The sequence below is a fragment of the Natrialba hulunbeirensis JCM 10989 genome (assembly GCF_000337575.1).
In the GTDB taxonomy this organism is placed as follows: domain Archaea; phylum Halobacteriota; class Halobacteria; order Halobacteriales; family Natrialbaceae; genus Natrialba; species Natrialba hulunbeirensis.
On record NZ_AOIM01000043.1, the window covers coordinates 104,935 to 126,674 of the forward strand.

The 21,740-nt window shown below is 61.7% G+C and carries 21 protein-coding genes; 7 read left to right on the plus strand and 14 right to left on the minus strand.

Annotation, left to right across the window (positions count from 1 at the left end; all coding sequences use genetic code 11):
* Positions 1–76 precede the first annotated feature (76 nt).
* A complete protein-coding gene (locus C483_RS19025) occupies positions 77–1,249 on the minus strand; it encodes a tubulin/FtsZ family protein (RefSeq protein ID WP_006654994.1) in 1,173 nt (390 codons plus the stop codon).
* A gap of 326 nt (positions 1,250–1,575) precedes the next feature.
* Between C483_RS19025 and C483_RS19030 the strand changes: the two genes are divergently transcribed.
* The 3 genes from C483_RS19030 to C483_RS19040 all read left to right on the plus strand — a co-directional run bounded on the left by C483_RS19030 (position 1,576) and on the right by C483_RS19040 (position 4,886).
* Positions 1,576–3,363: an ABC transporter substrate-binding protein gene (locus tag C483_RS19030; protein WP_006654995.1), complete on the plus strand. Its 1,788-nt coding sequence runs from the start codon at positions 1,576–1,578 to the stop codon at positions 3,361–3,363.
* 119 nt (positions 3,364–3,482) lie between these two features.
* Complete coding sequence (locus C483_RS19035) at positions 3,483–4,358, plus strand: phosphatase PAP2 family protein (protein WP_006654996.1); 876 nt, start codon at positions 3,483–3,485, stop codon at positions 4,356–4,358.
* 153 nt (positions 4,359–4,511) lie between these two features.
* Positions 4,512–4,886: a HalOD1 output domain-containing protein gene (locus C483_RS19040; protein ID WP_006654997.1), complete on the plus strand. Its 375-nt coding sequence runs from the start codon at positions 4,512–4,514 to the stop codon at positions 4,884–4,886.
* 160 nt (positions 4,887–5,046) lie between these two features.
* On the opposite strand, the gene C483_RS19045 is transcribed toward C483_RS19040, so the two are convergent.
* The 7 genes from C483_RS19045 to trmB all read right to left on the minus strand — a co-directional run bounded on the left by C483_RS19045 (position 5,047) and on the right by trmB (position 13,742).
* Positions 5,047–6,015 carry a sugar phosphate isomerase/epimerase family protein gene (locus C483_RS19045; protein ID WP_006654998.1) on the minus strand — a complete coding sequence of 323 codons (969 nt, stop codon included), beginning with the start codon at positions 6,013–6,015 and terminating at the stop codon, positions 5,047–5,049.
* A gap of 59 nt (positions 6,016–6,074) precedes the next feature.
* Entirely contained in the window at positions 6,075–7,169 is a 1,095-nt protein-coding gene (locus C483_RS19050; RefSeq protein WP_006654999.1) for a Gfo/Idh/MocA family protein, read from the minus strand.
* Positions 7,170–7,265: 96 nt separating this feature from the next.
* Complete coding sequence (locus C483_RS19055; protein WP_006655000.1) at positions 7,266–8,453, minus strand: ABC transporter ATP-binding protein; 1,188 nt, start codon at positions 8,451–8,453, stop codon at positions 7,266–7,268.
* 20 nt (positions 8,454–8,473) lie between these two features.
* Positions 8,474–9,667 (minus strand): carbohydrate ABC transporter permease, encoded by a 1,194-nt coding sequence (locus C483_RS19060; RefSeq protein WP_006655001.1) that lies wholly within the window; start codon positions 9,665–9,667, stop codon positions 8,474–8,476.
* On the minus strand, positions 9,667–10,731 hold the full coding sequence (locus C483_RS19065; RefSeq protein WP_006655002.1) for a carbohydrate ABC transporter permease: 1,065 nt from the start codon (positions 10,729–10,731) through the stop codon (positions 9,667–9,669). Before C483_RS19065 ends, C483_RS19060 begins: the two co-directional genes overlap by 1 nt.
* The gene (locus C483_RS19070) at positions 10,721–12,115 is read right to left on the minus strand and encodes an extracellular solute-binding protein (protein WP_152419907.1); all 1,395 of its coding nucleotides are present in this window, start codon (positions 12,113–12,115) and stop codon (positions 10,721–10,723) included. Before C483_RS19070 ends, C483_RS19065 begins: the two co-directional genes overlap by 11 nt.
* 562 nt (positions 12,116–12,677) lie before the next feature.
* Positions 12,678–13,742: an HTH-type sugar sensing transcriptional regulator TrmB gene (gene trmB / locus C483_RS19075; RefSeq protein ID WP_006655004.1), complete on the minus strand. Its 1,065-nt coding sequence runs from the start codon at positions 13,740–13,742 to the stop codon at positions 12,678–12,680.
* 255 nt (positions 13,743–13,997) lie between these two features.
* Between trmB and C483_RS19080 the strand changes: the two genes are divergently transcribed.
* A complete protein-coding gene (locus C483_RS19080; protein WP_049912958.1) occupies positions 13,998–15,014 on the plus strand; it encodes a mechanosensitive ion channel family protein in 1,017 nt (338 codons plus the stop codon).
* An 83-nt stretch (positions 15,015–15,097) separates the two neighbouring features.
* Here C483_RS19080 and C483_RS19085 read toward each other — a convergent pair whose 3' ends face one another.
* A complete protein-coding gene (locus C483_RS19085) occupies positions 15,098–15,508 on the minus strand; it encodes a universal stress protein (RefSeq protein ID WP_006655006.1) in 411 nt (136 codons plus the stop codon).
* Positions 15,509–15,657: 149 nt separating this feature from the next.
* Here C483_RS19085 and C483_RS19090 point away from each other — a divergent pair, with 149 nt between their 5' ends.
* Both C483_RS19090 and C483_RS19095 read left to right on the plus strand, forming a co-directional pair.
* Entirely contained in the window at positions 15,658–15,897 is a 240-nt protein-coding gene (locus C483_RS19090) for a DUF5816 domain-containing protein (RefSeq protein ID WP_006655007.1), read from the plus strand.
* 229 nt (positions 15,898–16,126) lie between these two features.
* Positions 16,127–16,435 carry a DUF7116 family protein gene (locus C483_RS19095; protein ID WP_006655008.1) on the plus strand — a complete coding sequence of 103 codons (309 nt, stop codon included), beginning with the start codon at positions 16,127–16,129 and terminating at the stop codon, positions 16,433–16,435.
* Between the two features lie 244 nt (positions 16,436–16,679).
* Here the strand turns inward: C483_RS19095 and C483_RS19100 are convergent, their stop codons facing one another.
* Positions 16,680–17,894 (minus strand): pyridoxal-phosphate-dependent aminotransferase family protein, encoded by a 1,215-nt coding sequence (locus tag C483_RS19100; RefSeq protein ID WP_006655009.1) that lies wholly within the window; start codon positions 17,892–17,894, stop codon positions 16,680–16,682.
* A gap of 145 nt (positions 17,895–18,039) precedes the next feature.
* On the opposite strand from C483_RS19100, the gene C483_RS19105 reads away from it, so the two are divergent.
* A complete protein-coding gene (locus C483_RS19105; RefSeq protein WP_006168267.1) occupies positions 18,040–18,240 on the plus strand; it encodes a dodecin in 201 nt (66 codons plus the stop codon).
* Between the two features lie 289 nt (positions 18,241–18,529).
* Here the strand turns inward: C483_RS19105 and C483_RS19110 are convergent, their stop codons facing one another.
* From C483_RS19110 to C483_RS19125, 4 genes are all read right to left on the minus strand, one after another.
* The gene (locus C483_RS19110) at positions 18,530–18,904 is read right to left on the minus strand and encodes a HesB/IscA family protein (RefSeq protein WP_049912960.1); all 375 of its coding nucleotides are present in this window, start codon (positions 18,902–18,904) and stop codon (positions 18,530–18,532) included.
* Between the two features lie 154 nt (positions 18,905–19,058).
* Complete coding sequence (locus C483_RS19115; RefSeq protein ID WP_049912967.1) at positions 19,059–19,292, minus strand: hypothetical protein; 234 nt, start codon at positions 19,290–19,292, stop codon at positions 19,059–19,061.
* A 222-nt stretch (positions 19,293–19,514) separates the two neighbouring features.
* Positions 19,515–20,822 (minus strand): histidinol dehydrogenase, encoded by a 1,308-nt coding sequence (gene hisD, locus C483_RS19120; RefSeq protein ID WP_006655012.1) that lies wholly within the window; start codon positions 20,820–20,822, stop codon positions 19,515–19,517.
* Positions 20,823–20,885: 63 nt separating this feature from the next.
* Positions 20,886–21,119: a hypothetical protein gene (locus C483_RS19125; protein ID WP_006655013.1), complete on the minus strand. Its 234-nt coding sequence runs from the start codon at positions 21,117–21,119 to the stop codon at positions 20,886–20,888.
* Between the last annotated feature and the right edge of the window lie 621 nt (positions 21,120–21,740).

Consider the following 21,740-nt stretch of genomic DNA (forward strand, 5'->3'; position numbering starts at 1 on the left):
GTGGAAGGAATCAGAGTCGCGAAGCGAAATCGGACGCGAAGCAACGAGGACTCGTCACCGCATGGTCGGTATCGGATCAGAACAGCGCATCGAGTTCGCCGCCGGTGTCGACCAGTGAGGCGAAGTCGTCCTGTGCCCGTGCGCGGACGTTCTCAGTGGTTTCCTGGGCCTCGATGGCGACCTGCTGGAGCTGGTCGATTCGCGGTACGTCGGTGACGCCCGAGAGGAGGACGATCGCGCCGACCTCGTCCTCGCCGGGCAGTGGGTAGTCGCCGCCGCGAATTTCCATGCTTCCAGTTTCGTCCTCGAGCCACTGGCGGCCGCGTTCGACCCCCTTGCGGTTCAGGTGTTCTGGCGGCCCGGTCGCGACAACGAGGCCGCGATCGGCGCTTGCGGCATCCGCTGGCAGCGTGAGTCGACCGAGGGTAGCCTTCCGAACGAGACTCGTCATCCGGTTCGTCGCAGTCCCTTCGTCGAATTCGGTTTCCGACCGGAACGACGAGAGGAGGCCGTCAGATTCGGGTTCGACGACTTCGCTGGCGTAGCCAATGGTCGAGATACCGTTTCCGTTCCCGTTGCCGAGCGTGTTGATGATCTCCGAGGAGTCGACGACGCTCTCGGCAACATGATCGCCGTGACCGACTTCGCCGGCCGCAAAGAGCAGCCCGAAGCGCTCGACGATTTCCCGGTTGATCCGGTCGTAGCCGCTGCCGACCGATTCGCCGGCGCTGCGCCAGGCATCGTTGTCGAAGACGAGCAGGTTGTCGACTTCGTGGACGAAGGTCTTGAACGACCGCGCGGCGTTGAGGGTGTAGATGCCGCCCTCGTCGGTGCCGGGGAGGATGCCGAGACCGTAGACGGGTTCGGTGTAGATGCGCTTCAGGTGTTGTGCGAGTACGGGTGCACCTCCCGAACCGGTGCCACCGCCCATGCCGGAGACGATCAGGAACGCGTCGATCTCGTGGACCTGAATGCGATCGATCGCACCCTGTATCTCGTCGATATCTGCCTCGGTGACCTCCGCACCGAGTTCGTTATCCGCCCCAACGCCGTGACCTTTCACGCGCGCCTGGCCGATCAAAACGCGATTCTTCTGTGGAACGCGATCGAGTCCCTGCAGATCCGTCGTCGCGGAGTTAACCGCGATTGCCGCCTCGACGAAGCTGTTGTCGATGGCGCTATCGTACGCCAGGAACTCGTCGACGATCTTTCCGCCTGCTTGCCCAAAGCCGATGAGTGCGAGCTTCATGGTTGTCTCTCGTGGCCGTCCGCTGGTCGTAGAGCCCACCGCGATCGGCCCCACGAATGCGAACGGGTGCCACAGAACGACAGTGGCCAGAGTCAGCTATTGTTATGGCCGCCATACGAATGGAGAAAAGAGAGTCGGTAATCGAATACACTCACAGACTCGTGATAGTCGCCGATTAACGACCGTTTGATCCGGGTATATTCACGACAACTCGAGTTGGGTATCTGCGATGGCCGTCGATTCGGCGAGTAGTCGGTACCCACGTGACACAGAACTGTCGTTGTGAAGGGAAGTCCTATACATCGTGGTTGCGTATCGGTCGTGATATGAAACGGGTCGCTCCGTCGGTGACACGACGGTCCCTCCTTGCCGGCGCAAGCGGTGTCGGGTTGAGCGCACTCGCTGGCTGTTCGGAGCGATTCTGGTCGCGAGCGGAGAACACCAGCCCTGAGCAGGTCGAACTCACGATCAAGACGGTTCCCGCCGACGACGATGCAATTGCGGCGATGATTATGAGTCAACTTCGTGAGAACCTGCAGGCTGCCGGGATCGATGCGACTCACGAACCGATCACCGAAGCGGAACTGTACCGTGACGTGTTGATCGACGGCGACTACGACGTGTTCGTCGTCAAACACCCTGGCATCGACGAGTACGATGCGCTCCATGGGCTGCTCCACTCTCAGTTCGTCGCGGAACGGGGCTGGCAGAATCCCTTTCACTTCTCCGACGTTGGCGTCGACGAGTTACTCGAGCGCCAACGGACGACCGACGGCGACGCGCGCGAGGAGTCGCTGACAGAACTGTTCGACTACCTGCTCGAAACGGCACCGTTTACGACTGTCGCGTACCCCGATCGCATCGGTGGCGCGCAGGAACAACTCTCGCTCTCGCGTCCGCCCCGTCGGGCGATCGAGTTCGTCGATATCTTGTCCCAGGAGTTCGACGACGGACCGTTCGACCGACCGCTCGAAATCGGCGTCTACGGCGAGGCACTGACCGACCGACTGAACCCGCTCGTCGTCGACCGCAATCGCATCCAGGGGTTGCTTGGACTGCTGTACGATCCACTTGCGCGCCGGTCAACCACCGACACGCACGAGCCAGGCGAGCCAGCGACGTACGAACCGTGGCTGGCAGAGCAAATCGAGTGGGACGATGACGGCGGCCTCACCGCGACGGTGACGCTTCGTGATGGACTGCGCTGGCACGACGACGAACGCCTTGACGCCGACGATGTCGCCTTCACGTTCCGGTTCATCGAGGATACCTCCCTCGGTGACGTCGAGGGAACGGTCCCCGCTCCACGGTACCGGGACCGACAGACACTCCTCGAGAACACCGGCCGAATCGAGGTCATCGACGATCGGACACTCGAGTTACCGTTCGGGTCGACCGGACGTCCTGCGGCGGTGCGTGCGCTCTCGGTACCGATTCTGCCGGAGCATATCTGGGATCCACGGTCCGAAGTCATCGCTGAACGCCAGACTCGAGCGCTCGTTGCGGACAACGACGAACCGGTCGGCTCCGGGCTGTTCGAGTTCGGTGAGACGTCGATGGACGAACTCGTCCTCGAGCCGTTCGAGGACCACGTGCTCCGGTCGGCTGATGTCCCGAACAGACCGAGCGTACTCGAGAACTTTCCGCAGTTCGAGGGGATCAGGTACCAGATCGAGCCGAACGTGGGTGCGATGCTCGATTCGCTTGCCGATGGTGCCGTCGACGTGACAGCCAATGCGGTTCCGCCTGACGAAGTCGCAACGATTACCGATGCGAGCGGCGTCTCGACGACGACGACGTCGACGACGTCGTTCTACATGGTCGGCTACAATATCCACCACCCGGAGCTTGGCAATCCGAACGTTCGACAGATCCTCTCGCAGTTGATCGACCGCGAGTACGTCGTCTCTGAGTTCTTCAACGGGTTCGCGGAAGAGCCAACGCGGAGCAACGAACTGTTCGGCTCGCGGGGGCAAACTCACCTCGACGGCACGGAGTCGACGATGCCACTCTCGGTGTTCCCGGGATCGGACGGCGAAATTGACCCCGAACGCGTTCGCCAGTTGTTCGTGGAGGTGGGCTACCAGTACGACGACGGGGCCCTTCTCAAGTAGTTGGGGAGAGCCAGTCCGGTTTCGCCCTGTGAGGACTCCGCGCTTTGCTGTCGACCAGTCGAGAGGGCACGCAGGACCGGACGCTATTAATGCTCGGCAATCGTAGTTTGCGTTCCCGGATGACTCTCGTCAGCGTCGTATTTGATCTTGCCCTCGTGGTCGCGACGATGCTCGCCACGGCGACACTGGTTATTGTCGGTCCACGGCAGATTGCGGCCGCGATTCGCGACGCTCGCTGGCGACTCGAGGTGTGTCTGCTCCCGCTTGCAGTGTTAGCGCTCGTGCTGTTCATACGCTGGTCGACGGTCGACGTCGTCATCAGACTCGAGCGCCGAGTCCTTGGCAACAACATCACGCCACAGCTGTTCGAACTCGAACAGTTCCTCTTCCCGCAGAACCCTGTAACCGTCCTGCAGACGTTCGCATCGCCGGCGCTCACCGAGTTCTTCGTCTTCGTCTACATCTACGGCTATGCGTTCTTACTTTTGTTCCCGTTTATTGCGTACTTCGCACTGTCGAACATGGACGACCTCTCGACGCTGATTCTTGCGTTCACCGCGAACTACGCAATCGGGCTTACCTTCTACATTCTGTTCATCGCGTACGGGCCACGAAACTTCGATCCACTCCTGTTCGAACCGCTGCTCTACGACGTCTTCCCGCAGTCACGATCACTGACCAACCAGGTCAACCAGAACACCAACGTCTTCCCGTCACTGCATACGTCGCTGTCGATGACGGTGTTCTTCCTGGCGTGGCTCACACGCGAGAAGTACCCGCTGTGGGTCCCCGTCTCGGGCGTGCTGGCGATCAGCGTCGTCGTCTCGACGATGTATCTCGGTATCCACTGGTTCTCGGATGTCGTCGCCGGAACGATGCTCGCCCTGATTAGCGTCTACATCGGCCGTACCTACACGGTCCGTGGCATCCACCGCTCGATTCGCCGCTATCTCGATTCTCGATTTGGCGATCGCGGGTCGGCAGGCCAACAGTGATTCACCGGCGAATTCGCAAGTGACTGCCAATCGTCGCCAGCCTTCGATAATCAACCCTAGTGGTTGCAAACGGGGCCTGAGAGACACGCTCAGTGCTGTCCCGTACTGATGACTGCCAGTATCCTTATCCCTTGGAGCCTCCTAGCCATCGATATGTCCTCTCCCGACGATACGTCGCCACCCGGATCTGGGCTCGAGGGAGCGGTATCTCCGAGCCAGGCGATCATCGAAGCCGTCGCCGCTCGCGAGGGGGTCGACCCAACCGAGATCGAGCCACCGGCGTACGAGCCGTTGTACTCTGTTATCAACCCGGAAGCTCTCGACTCACTGTTCAGAGACGCCGCCGCTCACTCGTCACCTCGGTCCCGTTCTCGGGAAACACAGACCGACGCACCACCTGCGGCTTCGTCACAAACTGGAACGAGGACGCTCGGCCGCGTCGAACTCGAGTACGAGGGGTATTTGATCACCGTCTACAGCAATGGACAGGTCGAACTCGAGGAGTCGACATCGAGCGATTCAGCCTGAGTCGTTCGCTGGCTCAGTAGTACGGTCGCCTTTTGGTTGTCGGTCGTCTCCATCGCTTTCCAGCACGGCCCGGTACTGACTCCGACTCCTATTCCTATTCCTATTCCTATTCCTATTCCTATTCCTATTCCTATTCCTATTCCTATTCCTATTCCTCCTCCTACTCGGCCCAGTAGGCCTCCCCAGGTTCCGTCTCGAAGAGTGCGCGCTGGAGGAGACCGATGGCCTTCTCGAGTCCCTCGCGGGAACTCGTGAGTGAGTCTTCGTGTTCGATGCTGAGGGTGCCATCGTAGCCGACCATCCGCAGGGTCGAGACGATATCTTTCCAGTGGGCTTCGCCGTGGCCGTAGCCGACCGAGCGGAATAGCCACGAGCGGTTCGGTTCGTCGTCGTAGGCCGTTGTATCGAGAACGCCCTTCTCGCGAGCCTGCGCGTCGTAGAGTTTGGTGTCTTTCGCGTGGGCGTGGTAGATCGCATCGCGCTCGCCCAGGTAGCGAATCGCGTCGGTGATCGTGATCCCCTGCCAGTAGAGGTGGGAGGGATCGAGGTTTGCCCCGATTCGCTCGCCGGTCTCCTCGCGCAGGCGGACCATTCCGTGGGGTTCGTAGACCAGCATGTTGGGGTGCATCTCGATGGCGACATCGACATCGTGCTCGTCTGCATGGTCGGCGAGATCCGTCCAGTAGTCGACGGCCACGTCCCACTGGTAGGACAGCGCCTCGTCGTGTTCGGGCGGCCACGGTGCCGTGATCCAGTTTGGGACCTCGTCGTTCGGCCCGCCTGCCGGCAGACCTGAGAAGCAGGTCACGACACCGACATCGAGTTGATCGGCCAACTCGATCGCCTCGCGGAGTTCGGTGTCCGCGGTCGCCGCCCGCTCGTCGTCCGGATGGAGCGGGTTGTTGTGCGTCGCGAGCGCACTGATCTCGAGTCCGTACTCGTCGAGCAAATCCTGCAATTCCGTCTGTGCGTCCTCGTCGTCGAGGAACTCCGCGCGGGGAAGATGATCCTCTCCGGGGTGGCCACCGACGCCCGGCTCGAGTGCGTCGACGCCCTGGTCGGCGAGATACGAGAGCGCGCCCTCGAGTGACTCATCAGCCAGCGGTGGGGTGTGAACGCCGAGTTGCATACGGAGGGACGCACGAGCGTTGGTGAAATAAAACGGGGGTACGGCGGGCGGCCGTACCGCTACTCGTCGAACGAGACCGTCGCGTCTGCATCGCTCGAGCGGTAGATTCCGTCGATGACCTCCTGAACCAACAGCGCCTGCTCGATGCTTCCGTTCCCGCCATCCTTGCCACTCCCGTCGGTTTTGTCGTCCGCTCTACGAATTCGGTCGAAGAACGCCCGCTGCTCGGCCGTGTGTGTATCGTTCTGTCGAACATCGATCGACGTATTCTCGAGGTGTGAGGACCCCCTGGTGCTCGCAGAGTGAATCGTCAACCCGCCCTCGAGCAGGTCGAATCGGGCCGCAGCATCCGACCCACGGACGACGAACTCGTGGTTCGCCGGCCGATTCGTCGCCCAGGCGACCTCCAGACTGACCGTCCGGCCCTCGGCACAGCGAACGAACGCACTCGCCGAGTCGTCCACGTCGAACCCCCGCGGACCGGTATCCTCACCCCACATCTCCAGATAGGCATACTCCTCACGTGAGCCGAACTCACTCCGCGCAATGCCTGATACCTCCGTGACTCGGGGGTACTCGAGTAGGTAGAGTGCGAGGTCGACGGCGTGGACGCCGAGGTCGATGAGCGCGCCGCCGCCGGCGATCTGGCGGCGGGTGAACCACGAGCCGCGGCCGGGGATACCCCGCCGCCGGACGTAGTTCGCTTCGACGTGGGTAATATCGCCGAGCTCGCCGCGGTCGATCCGGTCTTTGAGGATCTGAACGGTGTTCGCAAAGCGGTTGTTGAAGCCGACCATGCAGACGCTCTCTGTCTCGCGCGCGGCGGCCGCGATCCGTGCGGCGCTCTCGTAGTCGTGAGCGAGGGGCTTTTCGAGAAGGACGTGGATGCCCTGCTCGAAGGCATCGACGGCGTACTCCTCGTGGTACTTGTTCGGCGTCGTGATGACGACGGCGTCGACCGTCTCGTACAGCTCCTGGTGGTCCTCGTAGACGTCGACGTTGTATCGTCCGGCGAACCGCCGTCTGGCCTCTGCGGCGACGTCCATTCCACCGACGAGCGGAACCTCTAGCTCACGGAGGCGCTCGGCGTGGTACTGTCCGATGTTACCGAGACCCACAATTCCGGTCTCGATGTTGGAGCGGTCGTCTGTCATGGCAGGAATCTGGATGCCGATTTCGGACGCATATATCCTCTATCGCTATACTAAACCTTGGGGGCGAACCACCTTTTGTCCGTTGGTGGTCGGCGGTCAGCTGTCGGCCTCTGTTGCCGTCGGCCCGGAATCACTGTCTGAGCGCTCCGTTAGTCTGTGCCGGAGTGCGTTGCCCGTCGCCGTCTCGAAAAGATGGATCTTCGACCGGTCGAGGACGACGGCGACCTCTTTCCCCTCGTGGATGTCCGTATCCGGTGTCACGCTCATCAGCAACTGATTCGGCGCGGTCGCAGGCTCTTGTTCCATCGACCGGTCTGCGTCCTCCGAGAGGAGCAGGTAGACGAACACCTCATCACCCATCGGCTCCAGCACGTCAGCCGTCGCGTACAGTTCGTCCGTCTGCTCGGTGACGTCGTCGGCCGTTTCTACCAGATGTACGTCTTCCGGTCGGACGCCGAGCGTCAGTGTGTCACCACGCTCGACCGACGGAACCAACTCTGGCTCGAACGCCACGTCGACGTTCTCCGACTCGAAGCCCGTCGCCGTGAGCTCACCCTCCACGAAATTCATCGACGGCGACCCGATGAACCCCGCGACGAACAGATTCGCTGGCTCGTTGTAGCACTCGAGTGGCGGCGCGAGTTGCTGGAGTTTGCCCTCGTTGAGGACGGCGATCCGGTTCGACATGGTCATCGCCTCGGCCTGGTCGTGGGTGACGTAGATGATGGTCGTCCCCAGTTCGCGGTGGAGGCGCTGAAGTTCGGTTCGCATGTGGACGCGCAGCTTGGCGTCCAGGTTGGCGAGCGGTTCGTCCATGAGAAAGACGTCGGGGTTGCGGACGATGGCGCGGGCGATAGCGACGCGCTGGCGCTGGCCGCCGGACATCTCGTCGGGCATCCGGTCGAGCATGCCCTCTAACTGGACGATGTCGGCGGCCTGTTCGACGCGCCGGCGGACCTCCTCGTCGTCGTACTTTCGCAGCCGGAGGCCGAAGGAGATGTTTTCGAAAACGTCCATGTGGGGGAACAGCGCGATGTTCTGGAAGACCATCGCGACGCCACGGTCTTTCGGGGCCAGGTTCGTCACCTCTCGGTCGCCGATGTAGACTTTCCCCTCGGTCGGCTTCGTGAGGCCTGCGACGGTCTCCATAGTGGTCGACTTGCCACAGCCGGAGGGGCCGACGAACGTGACGAACTCGCCGTCTTCGATCTCCATCGAGACGTCGTCGACTGCGGTGACGTCTTCGTAGCGTTTCGTAATGTGTTCGAGTTGAATGCGTGCCATAGTATGGTTTCCTCCGTTTCTCACTCCTTGAGCGCGCCTGCGGTCAGACCGCTAACGATCTTTTCCTGCGCGATGATGACGAGAATCGCAACGGGGATCACCCCGATGATGCTCGCTGCCGCCATCAGGTGGTACATCACCTCGTACTGGCCCTGGTAGCCGAGGATGCCCTCGAGTATCGGGGCCCAGTTCTCCGGTTGGCCGTCGGTCATCAGGAACGAGAAGAAGAACTCGTTGTAGACGGCGATGAACGTCAACACGCCGGCGGTCGCGACGCCGGGCGCTGACAGCGGGATAATGACCCGGAACAGCGCGCCGAGTCGTGTGGTCCCCTCGACGCGGGCTGCATCCTCCAGGCCGTCCGGGATCTGCGAGTAGAACGTCGTGAGGATGAAAATGGCGAGGGGCATGAAGATCGCCGACAGGGGTAACACCATCGCGCCGGGCGTGTTGTAGAGACTGCCGTCGCCGGTAATCGGCTCGAGCGCGGCGAACTGCGTGTTGAACAGGTCGTTCAGCGGGATGAAAAAGGCCGCCGGCGGGAAGAACGATATCACCAGCACGAGCAGCATGAGCGGAATCTTCCCGGGGAACTGGAGTCGGCCGAAGGCGTAGCCCGCGAGGCTGGCGATGACCAGGACGACGATGGTCGAGGCCGTCGCGATCACGAAGCTGTTGAAGACGTACCAGTGGAACGGCAGTACCTGGAAGACCTCGACGAACGCGCCGGGGTTGAAGCCGTTCGGTGTGAGGATGATGTCCTGTTGCTGTCCTTCTGGTGTCAGCGCGACCATAAGCAGCCAGTAGAACGGGAACAGCGTCGTGAACAGGAAGAAGATCGTCGCCGTGTAGAACATCGCCCGGTAGGCACGGTCCGGGTTGGAGATCGAACTCGCAACCCACCGCTGGAACGGGCCGCGGTCGAGTTCGGCGTCCTCACCCTCGATGAGGACGTTGCTTTGCTGTTGACCCGCTTCGGCGGATTGGCCGCCGTCCGTCGCTGTCGCACCGCCATCTGTCGCCGTCGAAGCCTGCTCGCGGGCGTATGTCCAGTGTTCGGGAACGCCGACGCCGTCGCCATCGGTGTTCGCTGGGTCGTCGGTTTCGGTGTCAGTCGGCGTTCCATCGGTTTCGGTGCTGGTCGGCGTCTCGTCGGCTTCGGTGTCGCTCGGCGTCTCGTCGATGTCGGTCTCATCCCTCCTCTCGTCGGTCATCAGTACAGCCCTCCCTCGGTGTCACGGAAGAAGAACACGTACACCGAGATGATCAGTCCGATCACGAGCGCGGTCGTGAACGCCACGGCAGCGGCAGTCGCGAAGATGCGCGTCCCACCGAACATGGCCTCGACGACGAGACACGTGAGCGACGGGACGGTCGTACAGCCCGCGGTCGACTCAATCAGTCCGTAGACGCGCATCGCGTCCATCGTCCGGAACAACATCGCGACGAGCAGGGCGGGCAGAACGAGCGGCAGCGTGATCAGCTTGAACCGCTGCCACGGCGAGGCACCCGCGACCCGCGCCACGTCGTACAGACTCCGGTCGACGCTCTGGAGGCCAGCCAGGATCAACAGCGCCATGAACGCTGCCGATTTCCAGATGTCGGCGATGAGGATGATGATGAACGAATCGCGGCTGTCCGCCAGCGGATCGGCACCGAAGACGCCGAGCCACTGCATGAGGTCGCTGCCGAAGCCGACCTCGGGCTGGAACAGCAGGAAGAAGATCATCCCCTGAATCACGATCGGCACGGCCCACGGGAGGATGATCGCGACCCGGACCCAGCGTCGGCCGTGGAAGTCCTGATCGAGCACGTACGCCTGCCCGAAGCCGATAACCGTCTCGAAGAACACGCTGATCACCGCGAACGCGAGCGTGACGAACAGCGCCTGCTGCAAGAATGGGACACCGAGTTCGACGAACGGGAACGAAGAGGTGACGCCGACGTCGAGGAACTGCCGAGCGAGTCGTGCGTTCCCGGTCAAAATGTCGACGTAGTTCTCGATGCCGACGAACTCACCGAGCGGTTCCGCCCCGCGCGTCTCGTCCGCCCGCAGGGACATGATGAACGTCATGATGAGCGGGTAGAACGCGATCAGCGCGAGCAGAGCGAAGGCCGGAATCAGGAGAAGGTAGGCGTAGGCCGCCTCGCTCAAATTCTCCATCCAGTTGACGACGGGGTTGCCGGTACGGTCCTGTTCGGTGTCGATGTCGGTCTGTGTGCCGATCCCACCCTCGATATCCCCGGTCTCGGTGCCGCCATCAGGCTCACTCGCCATGTCGGGCTGCCACCTCCGCTTCGCTTTGCTCGAGACGTCCGGCCAGGTCCTCCATGGCTTCGCTCGGCGACTTCGCGCCGCGGTAAGCCGCGTTCACCTCCTGGAAGATGAGCGCGGACTGTTCGGGCCAGACGTCCGTCACGGGACGTGGTACGGCGTTTTCCCCCGCCAGCTGGATCTGGTCGACGTAGCGTGCGATCGGACCGATCTCATCGGGATCGGCTTCTTCGACCAGATCGATGTTCGGCGGGAGAAAGCCCTGCAGTTCGAAGATGGTGAGCATGACCTCGTCGTGGGTGAACGCCTCGAGTACCTGCAACACCTCGTCCGTCCGGTCGGTGTACGGACTGACGGTGAGGTTCCAGCCCCCGAGTGCGGCAGCCGTGCCGCCAACGCCCTCGAACTCGGCCTCGTCTTCGGGAACCGCGTACGGCTGGGTGGTGACGCCAAGATCCTCGCCGAAGGCGTCGTCTGCTCCCGTCGCGGCGATCGCGAACGGCCAGTTCCGGTTCGCGACCGCGTCGCCGCCCTCGAACGGACTGAGCGACTCCTCCTCCGTCCACTGGACGATGGCCGACGGGCAAATTTGTGGGTAGCCCTCGAGTGCATGCTCGTCGTCGTCCCCGTGGATGAACGCTCGCATCATGCGGATTGCATCGAGGACGGTGTCGTCGGTAACGGTGATCGGGCGGTCGCCGGCGGTGAATAGGTCCTCCGTGCCGCCGAAGTAGCCGCCGCCCCAGGTCGACATGACCTCGTTGAACGTACAGCAGGCGAGCCCCTCGAACGCGGCCGCCTGCGTCGTGAGGCCGTAGTTGAGCCCGGCTTCGGCCTGTGCGTCGGCGACCGCTTGCGAGAACGTCTCCCAGTCCGGTGGCTCCGTCGCCCAGTCGCTCGTGTCGTGGCCGGCGTCCTCGACGAGATCCTGGCGGTACAGCATCATTCCGAAGTCGGGAAACAGCGGCAGTCCGTGAATGTCGCCGGTTTCCGGATGGCGGGCCGTCTCGAGTACCTCGTCGAGGTAGACGTCTTCGATCCGGTCGACCACGTCGTCGGGGAGTTCCTCGGTGAGGTTCGTCGTCTGCTCGCGCAGGATGAAGGGAATCGTCCAGCCGGTGTCCATCATGTGGATGTCCGGCGGTGCCCGGCCGGCCTGCAGGGTCGACTGGGCTTCCTGCATCCGCTGTGCAGAGTCGCTGACGACTGTCTGGACCTCGACCCTGATGTCCTCGTCGAGTCCGGCGTCCCACAGCGCCTGCTGGACGTCGGGTTCGTCACCTTCGGTGTGCAGAATTCCCTCGAAGTCCGTCGCACCGGTCATGATGACTGTATTCGGGCCGTGCCCGCGGCCGAGACAGCCGGCGATGGCCGTCGAACCGATCACCGTCGTCGCCGAGGCTGTGGCGACGAAGGAGCGACGGGAGACGCGGGTACTCTGTGTTTCCGGTGACCGAGACCGAGACTGAGACTGAGACTGAGACTGAGTTTGAGGCTGAGACTGGGCCTGGGCCTGGGGCTGGCACTGGGACTGAGACTGGGATTGGGACTGAAACCAGTCGACATCATCGGCGGAACCAGCAGTGGGTCTCGGTTCCATCGAACATAACGTCACACCGCATACCGTCTTAGTGGTTGGCTTGCATACGAGCCCTTACTTTGAACAGTCACGTCTCACAACCAGAGCAATCAGTGATTACGAACACCTCGAGTAAGAGATACAACCCTCGAAGCAGGCGTCGCTAGCAGTACGGCGCGATCACTGTCTCTCCCAGACGGGAGTCGAGCAGCGCACTCGAACCAGTCGCGTACTCGAGTACAAGAGACAGCGCGCAGTGTACACCGTGTCCTGTTCGTGTCGCATCCGCCCTGAAAATAGCGTCTGTAGCACCAGCCGTTCGCCTCATCCAATGTCGCCCAGTTCACATCGCCCGCTCGATACAGCCCGTTTATCCGTCGATCGACGGCGGTTTGTTCCGTCCGATGTGGATCTCGTGGCCCTCGATGTCCTCGAGTGCGGCGACGCGGCCACCGACGGTGACCTCGTCGCCCTCCTCGGTCTCGACGGTGAGACTCGCGACTTCCTCGCTGACCTCGAAGGAGATGTCGAGGACGCGCCCGCGGACGATTCGGGTGCCACCGACCTCGACATCGCGGCCCTCGATGGTGGCGTAGAACTCGCCGCCCTCCTCGATGAGGTCTTTCACGCAGCGCCGGATCGAGGCGTACTTGCGGGGATAGGAGCGCTTCGAACCGTCCTCGCTCAGCGTCTCCTCGGCGGTCGTCCAGAGGACTGTCCCGAAGAAGCCGGAGACGAGGAAGCCGAGCGAGGAGCGGTTGAAGATGACGCCGTAGCGGTCCTGGTCGTCACGCAGGGCGTCCTGGGTCGCGTAGACGGAGTAGTTGCCGTCGGCGACGGCGATCACCGGCGTCGTGATCCCGCGTCGGGCGCGGACGGTCGTCGCGACGGTCTGGTACTCGAACTCGTCCGGTGCCGGTGCCTCGGACGCGGGCGTAACGATCAGATCGACGCTGACGCCGTCGTCGACGACACTGCGAAGTTCGTCCTCGAACCGGGTCAGCAGGCCAGGCGTCAGCGACAGCGACAGTTCGTACTCCGCGGCGTCGATGACTTCCTCCAGGTACCGAAGGATGGTCGACCGCGACTTGACCAGCGAGACGGCCTCGGTGTCTCGGGCGGGCGCGGTGTAGCGCGCCTCCAGTTCGTCGATCATCTGCTCGAGCGAACTCTGGACGTCGTCGAAGGCCTCGCCGGGATCGATCGCGACGACCTTCATCGGACGCGATTCGCGCAGTTCGACCAGGCCGCGGTCGCTGAGGCTGCGGACAGTGTCGTAGACGCGGGGCTGGGGGATATCGGTACGATCGGCGATCTCGCTCGCCGTGAGCTGGCCGTGCTCTAACACGGTGAGATAGGCGTCGATCTCGTACTCGCCGAGGTTGAATCGGTCCCCGACGCGCTCGACCGTCGAGCGCAGTTCGTCTGATGCCATACACACACCTACGGTCCCGATGGATAAATGATTTATTATGCATCGAGTAGCACCTCTTTTCGAAATCAGGTTATTTTGCGATCATCGGACGGGAACGGACTTCATCCAGACTCACTCGGCAGATTCAACGACGTTCCACGGACCACCCAGACACTCGCGAGTCTCCGCTCACTCGGGTCAGGACTGCCGTCGTACTCGAGTCCACGACTCTTCGCGGACAGAACCCTTAACCACCGCCGCCGTGAGTGTGCTCCCATGCTAGAGGACTTTCTGGGGGGAACACGCTCACCCGTGGAGGTGCTCCAGGACAACGTTCCCTTCGGTGCCAGCGAGGTCGTCGTGGCGCTCGTCGTCGTGGTGATCGGCTGGTACCTCTCGAACATCGTCGTCCGCCTCACCGGCCGGACCGTCGCTCGCCGAATCGAGCGACCGAGCGTCACTCGGACGGTTCTCCGTGGGGTTCGAATCTCCGTGCTCGTCGTGGCGTTTGCCGTCGCGGGCGGCGTGCTCGGCGTCAGTGGTACCGAAGTTCTCCTCTCTGTTACCGTCATTTCGGCCGTCATCGCTGTCGTTCTCGCGCCACTCGTGAGTAGCTTCATCACCGGCATTTTCGTGCTCGCGGATCGGCCCTACGAGATCGGCGACATGATCGAAATCACCGACGAGGGTCACACCGGCTTCGTCGAGGACATCACGATCCGCTACACGAAAATTTTCACACTCGAGAACACCTTCATCGTCATCCCCAACTCGGAGATTTACACGCGCGACGTGATCAACTACTCCGCGGAGGACGAGCGGACACGAATTACGGTCGAGTTCGAGGTGACCTACGAGAGCGATCTCGAGGACGCTCGCCGACACGCAGAGCGCGCAGCGCGCAGTGTCGATATGGTTATCGGCGGCGGCCCGGATATCCGGATCGGGAGCGCCCGGTACGCGGCCGCGCCGGTCTGTACGATCGACTCCTACGCGGACAATGGAATCATGCTCACGCTGGCGTTCTGGGTTCAACACCCCTACAAACAACGGATCGCTCGTTCCCAGGTCCAGTCGGCGGTCCGGTCGCGCTTTGCGGATCTCGATATCGAGTTCGCGTACCCACATCGTCACCACGTCTTCGACGATACGTCGGGTGTTGCCCGCGTCGCGGTCGGTGATGGAGACGACGACAGCCCTGCTCCCGGCTACGAGCACAGAAACGCACACGACGCCGACCCTGATGAGGAAGCAATGCAGGTCGACTCCGATGCGGAGTCAGGAGATTCCTGACGGTCGCAGGCCAGAAGACAATGAATCAACGAACGGTCCTGTTTGCCACCAGCCGTATCGTTTTTCGCCAGCCGTATCACCGGTTACGCCCGGGCACTCTCGACTGTAACAACCTCGCAGTCCAGGTGCGTCCGCAGATACCGGTCGATGTCCGGATTATCCGTCAGCCGACGGAAGAGACGACGCAGTCGACTCGCCTGTTGGCTGCCGATGACGACGATGTCGGCATTCTCGGCTGCAACCTCGTCGAGAATACTCTCTTCGACGAGGAATCCGGTTCGAACGACGTAGCGGGCGCTCTCGACCGGTCCAACCGCGCGTTCGACCGCGTTTTTCAGATCAATTCTTGTTACTTTCTTCCCGTTCTGATAGAGGTCAACATGGAGAACCGTCAGTGCCGCATCACGCTCGCGGGCGATCTCGACCGCCTCCTCGAGCGTCCGCCGCGAGTGCTTCGTCAGCGGGTATCGAACGGGAACCACGACAAGCGCCATTATACCACCGAACGATTTCCGCGCGGGTAAAGGTTTCAGTTAGTGCCACTCTCGTATGGGTAAGACCATCATACTCATGCGTTACCGCCGCTCGTCCGGTGTTGCTGAGACAGACAGTCATTTACCGGGCGCGTGAGTAGCATCTCGGTATGCGATCGATCGTTACCGAGGACGGCGACACCGTCTTCGTCTCGCAAACTGACGGCGACAGAGGATCGAAGGGTCCCTTCCTCGTCGTCTACGAAACGAACGACGCCGACACTCGCTACGGCTGGTTCTGTACGAACTGCGAGGACATCGATAACGCGATGGACTCTATGGGCCGAATCAAGTGCAACCAGTGTGGTAACTTCCGAAAACCGACGGAGTGGGACGCGGCACACGAATAATCAACACGACTCTCTGGCGAGGCTCCACTTCGCTTCCCTCCCGCTCCGTACGCCGATGACTGCTCCCGCTAATTGAATATTACCACCCCGTGACTCCGTGAACCGGAACCGTTTGTCTACATAACGTCGTTTTGTGCTGGACGTTGTCCGGGAGAATCCCTGGTCTGGCGTTCGTACCAACATTTATGCTACTGGGTGTCGTACTCCGATATGAATGGGTCCTGTTAACATGCGACTCGTCGAGCAGGCCAGGTCGATCTTCGCCGAGCTTGGATACACCGTCGAAGGGTCCGGCCCCGCATTCCGGGCCGAACGTGCGTGGAAAGTCGTCCACGTAAACACCGTCTTCGAGAAGGCCGAACTTCCGTCCTCGTCGGCAGAACAGTTCCATTGTTTTGTCGCCGAACCTGGGGACGCAGCCGATCTCGAAAACCAGCTTCGCAGCACAAACCCCAGCTACGAGTGGGCTATTATCGTCGTCGACGGAGACGACTATCAGGTCGAACGCGCCCCACCGGGACCGCGAGCCTCCGCCTAACTCGTTGTCTCACCAGTTGCAACCCGCCCGCGCTGTAGCCATATTCGACCCATTTTCCCATTTTCCAGCACGTAGCCGGTAACCAACAGCGGCCAGTAACCAACAGCCGCCAGTAACCAACAGCCGCCCGTCGTCAAGCAGTAATCCCAACTGCAAATCGGTAGTCCCAACTATAAATCACCAATTGCAAATCCTACATCGCCGCTCGTTAGTCGTTAGTTGTCAGCCACCAGTCATCAGTCCCTCACTCTGACAGTGCCCGTCGCACCGCCGACACACCCGCACCCGGCTCCACCGACGCACCGAGGGACTCGAGTACGTCGCCGAGTGCCGTCACGACGTAGATCACGTTCTCGGGTCGGGCGGAGTAGCCCATACAGCCGATCCGGAAGATTTCTCCGTCGAGGTCGCCGAGCCCGCCTGCGATCTCGAGATCGTATCGCTCGATGAGTTCGGCACAGACCTCGCCGTCGTCGATTCCGTCCGGGACGCGAACGGCGTTGAGACTCGGCAGCCAGAACTCGTCGGGCGCGTTCATCTCGAGCCCCATCCCCTCGACGCCAGCTTTTAGCGCGCCAGCAAGTCGCTCGTGGCGCGCCCAGCGCTCCTCGATACCTTCCTCGGCGACGAGTCGCAGCGCCTCCCGGATGGCGTAGACGTTCGTAATCGGTGCGGTGTGGTGGTAGGCGCGTTCGTCGCCCCAGTAGCCCTCGAGCAGGGAGAGGTCGAGGTACCACGAGCGCGGGTCCGACTCGCGCGAGAGGACCTTCTCCATCGCCTCGTCCGAGAGCGTGAGCGGGCTCGCTCCTGGCGGACAGGAGAGACACTTCTGGGGTCCCGCGTAGGCAACGTCGATGTCCCACTCGTCGACGCGGAGTTCGACGCCGCCGATCGAGGTGACGGTGTCGGCGATGACGAGCGCGTCGTGGTCGTGTGCGGCCGCAGTGAGTTCTGGAACGTTCGGCTGGAGGACGCCAGTGCTGGTTTCTGCGTGGACGAACCCGAACACGTCGGGATCGTGCTCGGCCATCGCATCGGACACGTCGGCCGGATCGAGCGGTTCGCCCCACGGTGCATCGACTTCGACGACCTCGCCGCCGGCGCGCTGTGCCATCGACGCCATCCGCCCGCCAAAGTAGCCGTTCGTCGGGACGAGCATGGTGTCGCCCGGTTCGACGACGTTGCCGATCGCGGCCTCCATCGCGGCCGAACCGGTCCCCGAGACCGGAATTGTCCACTGATTCTCCGTCCGGAACGTGTAGCGAAGCAGTTCCTGCACCTCGTTCATGATCTCGACGAACGATGGATCGAGATGACCGACCAGTGGCGTGCTCATCGCCTGTAGCACGCGCGGGTGCACGTCACTTGGTCCAGGCCCCATCAGCGTCCGGTTCGGCGGCGTCAGTTCGTCAATTTCCGACACGTCGATCGCGCTCTTCGGCTCGTCAGCGGTTGGCATGCGTAGACGTGGTATCGGCTTCCTCAAAAACGTTCACGCCTCGTGGCCCGCGCTTTCTCCCACTCACTCGACTAACTGCTCCGACGGCGAAACGGTCTACTGACCGTGTATCTTTATACATCCGTGTCAGGTAGTGACTACCGCGATGGTTTTCAAGAAGATCACCCTCATCGGTACCAGCACGGAAAGCTTCGACGACGCAGCGGACAACGCAATCGACCGCGCAGAAGAGACCCTCCAGAACGTCCAGTGGGCGGAGGTCGATGAACTCGGCGTCGAAGTCGCGACAGCAGACGACCGCGAGTACCAGGCGGAGGTCACCGTCGCGTTCCAACTCGAGGAGTAAGCCAGCCAGAACTCCGACCGTTGGCTACGATTAAACGGCCACGGTAGCTACGACAGCCACGACAGCCACGGCACCAGGGCGCTCACCGCGAACCCGTCACTGGCTGTTGTGGCTGACGAGTGGGACGTTGAACGTCACACGTCACGAATAACGAACACCGAGCACCGAACACCGAATAGCAACCAACCAGCGACAGGTGTCGAATACTGAGTCAGCCGAAAAGAGACAACAGCTAGTGCGGACGAAACACGCGATCAGATCGGGACAGCCTCTCAGATCCGTTGCCCGCCTACGTCCGGAACGACTCACCACAGCCGCACTCGCTGACGACGTTCGGGTTTTCGACGTGGAACCCTTCCGCCTGCAACCCGCTCTCGTAGTCGAGGATGCTCCCCTCGATGTACTTTAAACTCGCCGGGTCGACGAACACGCGCAGCTCGTGGTGGTTGTAGATCGTATCGTCTTCATCCGGCGCATCATCGAAGCGCATTCCGTAGGAAAGTCCAGCACAGCCGCCCTGCTGGACGAACAGCCGTAGCCCTGCCTCGGTTGCATCCATCCCTTCGCCGTCGAGCAGCGACAGCGCCTGCTCTGCTGCGGTCTCGGTCACTTCGATCTCGGGGCGTGTCTCAGCCTGTCCGCCGTCCATACTGTCCGTGCTCATAGTCTCTTATTCCTGGCCAACGATGTTAACCTTGACGCCCTCGGAACTCCGTCCGCGGTGACGAACCTGACGGCCGATTTCCGACTCACTCCTGTCTCCCGATACGTTCGCCTCACTCATCCACGAACACCGAAGCGCTCGCTCTCAGACATGCTCACTTCGCTCTCGATTCGGTCACGTTCGACGCTCTCCTCACCGACCGGTAATACGATCCAAACTCCAACCGGTCGTTTCGCGACAGTTCGATCCCGTGTTCCGCCAGTAACTCGAGTACCCGTTCGACATCACACTCGTACCACATCGCGAGGAGTCGAACGTTTCGCTGTGCGTAATCGTAGTTCCGCTCGAGAACCCGCCCATCGGTCGGATCGACCTCACGCGGTTGCATCATGACCACCTCCGTCACGCAGTGACGTAAAACCAGGCTGCGGAGTATCCGGGTTCGGACGGGCTGTACGGAGGCGTTATATGTCCTTCTCTGTGACTGGTCGTCGACGGTCAGGGCAGGTGGGGGCCACTGCAGTCCGGCGAAGCGTTCGTCTGCCCCGCCTGTTTCTGCTCTCTGGCTTTGGCTTCTGTCTCTTGGCGCTCTCCTCCGCTCGCTCTCCTCCTACTTTTGCTCCTGTTCCGCTTCTCGATCCGTCGCGAGCCGAATACGAACACTCTCCGCGTGCGCGTCGAGCCCTTCAGCCTCGGCAAGCGTCGTCACCGTCTCGCCAAGAGCTGCTATCCCATCAGACGAAAGTCGCTGTACCGTCGTTGACCGAACGAATGTCTCGACCGACAGTCCGCCCGTGACGCGCGCGCCACCGTTCGTCGGCAACACGTGGTTCGTCCCACTGGCGTAGTCTCCCGCTGCAACCGGCGTTTCGGGACCGAGAAAGACACTCCCCGCGCTGTCGATCCGATCGAGCACTGCCTCGTCGTCCGCCGCAACGATCGACAGATGCTCCGGTGCATACTCTTCCGTAAAGAGAATCGCCTCGCTCATCGACCGCGCAAGGAGCACGCCACTGGCATCGGACTCGAGTACCTCGCGGATCACATCTTCGCGCGCACGTTCGCCTGCCTGTTCGGCTGTGGCAGCTGCGATGGCTGTCGCCGTTTCCTCGTCGTCGGTTACCGCCACGACCGACGCGTTTGGATCGTGTTCTGCCTGCGCGACGAGTTCGGACGCGACGAGTTCCGGATCGGCAGTGTCGTCTGCGACGACGACGACTTCGCTTGGGCCTGCCAGAAAGTCGATTTCGACGTCACCGCGAACCTCGGCTTTGGCAGCGGTAACCCACTTGTTCCCGGGACCGACGATCTTCTGTACGCGCGTGATGCTCTCGGTTCCATAGGCGAGGGCTGCAACAGCCTGCGCGCCGCCGACGCTGTAGACCGCGTCCGCACCCGCGACGTGGATTGCCGCGAGCGTCGCGGGATTCAGTTCCGCAGCAGGTGGCGTCACTACTGAGACGTGTTCGACGCCTGCGACGACTGCCGGGATGATTCCCATGAGTGCACTCGATGGATAGGCTGCTTCGCCACCGGGGACGTAGACGCCGACGCGATCGATCGGTCGGAATCTGCGTCCCAGTTCACGGCCGTCGCTGAACTCGCGTCGCCAATCTTCCGGCACTTGTGCCTCGTGGAATTCTCTGACGTTCGCTGCTGCAGATTCGATCGCGTCGCGAAGTTCCTGTTCAAGGTCGTCGTACGCACGCTCACACGCATCTGTAATCTCGAGATTTCCGACTTCCACGCCGTCGAAGTCGCTGGTAAACTCCCGTACTGCGACGTCGCCTTCCTCGCGGACGCGATTAACGATCTCTCGTACGTCTCCACGGACGCCTTCTATCCCAGCATCTCGGTCAAAAAATGCAACGCGGTCGTCCGGGCCGAGGTCCGCAATTTCGCGAACGTCGATTGTCATGGCTGCGAATTCGTTCGGGAAGCGAAAAACCGTTTCCTTCCGTCTCCTTCTTTCTTCCCCGTTCTATGCCTCGTGCTCTGAATCAGGGTTCTCGACTGTCCAGAGACCGGTCGCATCAAGCGTCGCGCGTACGAACAGATAAACGAGTAGTGCGAATCCGATGATTGCGAACGGTGCCTGGAGCAACTCTGCAACGTCGCGTCCCAGGGCGAGCTGGCTGAACCCGCGCACGAAGAAGCTTAGGATGACGAGCCCGAACGCGATGAGTGATAGTTTGACGAATCCTGATCGGTCCATGCGTCAAGCTACGGTTCTGGCCGCTAAATCGTATCGGTAACCTTTCTCGTCCGACATACCCGGCAGGCGACGATCATCCAGTAAACACGAGTAATAGCGCTGTTCGAACCCGATTAGCAGACTATCATGGGAAACATGACTCTCGCTATCGCGAGAATGACCAACGTGGATCAGACGGCACCCGAGACGACGGCCTTATGTATGCACCCTCTCCTCGTCATTAATGCGAACGACGTGGCGCACGCCGCCACGTTCCCTCTGGCCGGTTTCCGGCACGGAGGNGTATGCACCCTCTCCTCGTCATTAATGCGAACGACGTGGCGCACGCCGCCACGTTCCCTCTGGCCGGTTTCCGGCACGGAGGTAGGCACTGTATCCGCTTCCCGTTACAACTACCTCTCTGGTGGTTGTCTAATTGGGCCACTCGTCCGTTCGGTTGCCGAACTCGGCACCGGAAGACGACGCCCTTAAGTACATACGGGGGTTCGGATACGGTTGCAAAGAACGCGTGATTGGCGAAGTGTTCATTCACTTCGTCGTCGGACGGTTCCGGTCCGAAGGGGTTAAGTACCCCAGACGGACTACGAATACGTCCGAAGGAAATGAGGATCCTACCCCTGC

Bases quoted from the DNA above. Each gene is read 5' to 3' on its own strand.
- C483_RS19025 (WP_006654994.1), bottom strand. From the start codon at position 1,249: ATGAAGCTCGCACTCATCGGCTTTGGGCAAGCAGGCGGAAAGATCGTC.
- C483_RS19030 (WP_006654995.1), top strand. From the start codon at position 1,576: ATGAAACGGGTCGCTCCGTCGGTGACACGACGGTCCCTCCTTGCCGGC.
- C483_RS19035 (WP_006654996.1), top strand. From the start codon at position 3,483: ATGACTCTCGTCAGCGTCGTATTTGATCTTGCCCTCGTGGTCGCGACG.
- C483_RS19040 (WP_006654997.1), top strand. From the start codon at position 4,512: ATGTCCTCTCCCGACGATACGTCGCCACCCGGATCTGGGCTCGAGGGA.
- C483_RS19045 (WP_006654998.1), bottom strand. From the start codon at position 6,015: ATGCAACTCGGCGTTCACACCCCACCGCTGGCTGATGAGTCACTCGAG.
- C483_RS19050 (WP_006654999.1), bottom strand. From the start codon at position 7,169: ATGACAGACGACCGCTCCAACATCGAGACCGGAATTGTGGGTCTCGGT.
- C483_RS19055 (WP_006655000.1), bottom strand. From the start codon at position 8,453: ATGGCACGCATTCAACTCGAACACATTACGAAACGCTACGAAGACGTC.
- C483_RS19060 (WP_006655001.1), bottom strand. From the start codon at position 9,667: ATGACCGACGAGAGGAGGGATGAGACCGACATCGACGAGACGCCGAGC.
- C483_RS19065 (WP_006655002.1), bottom strand. From the start codon at position 10,731: ATGGCGAGTGAGCCTGATGGCGGCACCGAGACCGGGGATATCGAGGGT.
- trmB (WP_006655004.1), bottom strand. From the start codon at position 13,742: ATGGCATCAGACGAACTGCGCTCGACGGTCGAGCGCGTCGGGGACCGA.
- C483_RS19080 (WP_049912958.1), top strand. From the start codon at position 13,998: ATGCTAGAGGACTTTCTGGGGGGAACACGCTCACCCGTGGAGGTGCTC.
- C483_RS19085 (WP_006655006.1), bottom strand. From the start codon at position 15,508: ATGGCGCTTGTCGTGGTTCCCGTTCGATACCCGCTGACGAAGCACTCG.
- C483_RS19090 (WP_006655007.1), top strand. From the start codon at position 15,658: ATGCGATCGATCGTTACCGAGGACGGCGACACCGTCTTCGTCTCGCAA.
- C483_RS19095 (WP_006655008.1), top strand. From the start codon at position 16,127: ATGCGACTCGTCGAGCAGGCCAGGTCGATCTTCGCCGAGCTTGGATAC.
- C483_RS19100 (WP_006655009.1), bottom strand. From the start codon at position 17,894: ATGCCAACCGCTGACGAGCCGAAGAGCGCGATCGACGTGTCGGAAATT.
- C483_RS19105 (WP_006168267.1), top strand. From the start codon at position 18,040: ATGGTTTTCAAGAAGATCACCCTCATCGGTACCAGCACGGAAAGCTTC.
- C483_RS19110 (WP_049912960.1), bottom strand. From the start codon at position 18,904: ATGAGCACGGACAGTATGGACGGCGGACAGGCTGAGACACGCCCCGAG.
- C483_RS19115 (WP_049912967.1), bottom strand. From the start codon at position 19,292: ATGCAACCGCGTGAGGTCGATCCGACCGATGGGCGGGTTCTCGAGCGG.
- hisD (WP_006655012.1), bottom strand. From the start codon at position 20,822: ATGACAATCGACGTTCGCGAAATTGCGGACCTCGGCCCGGACGACCGC.
- C483_RS19125 (WP_006655013.1), bottom strand. From the start codon at position 21,119: ATGGACCGATCAGGATTCGTCAAACTATCACTCATCGCGTTCGGGCTC.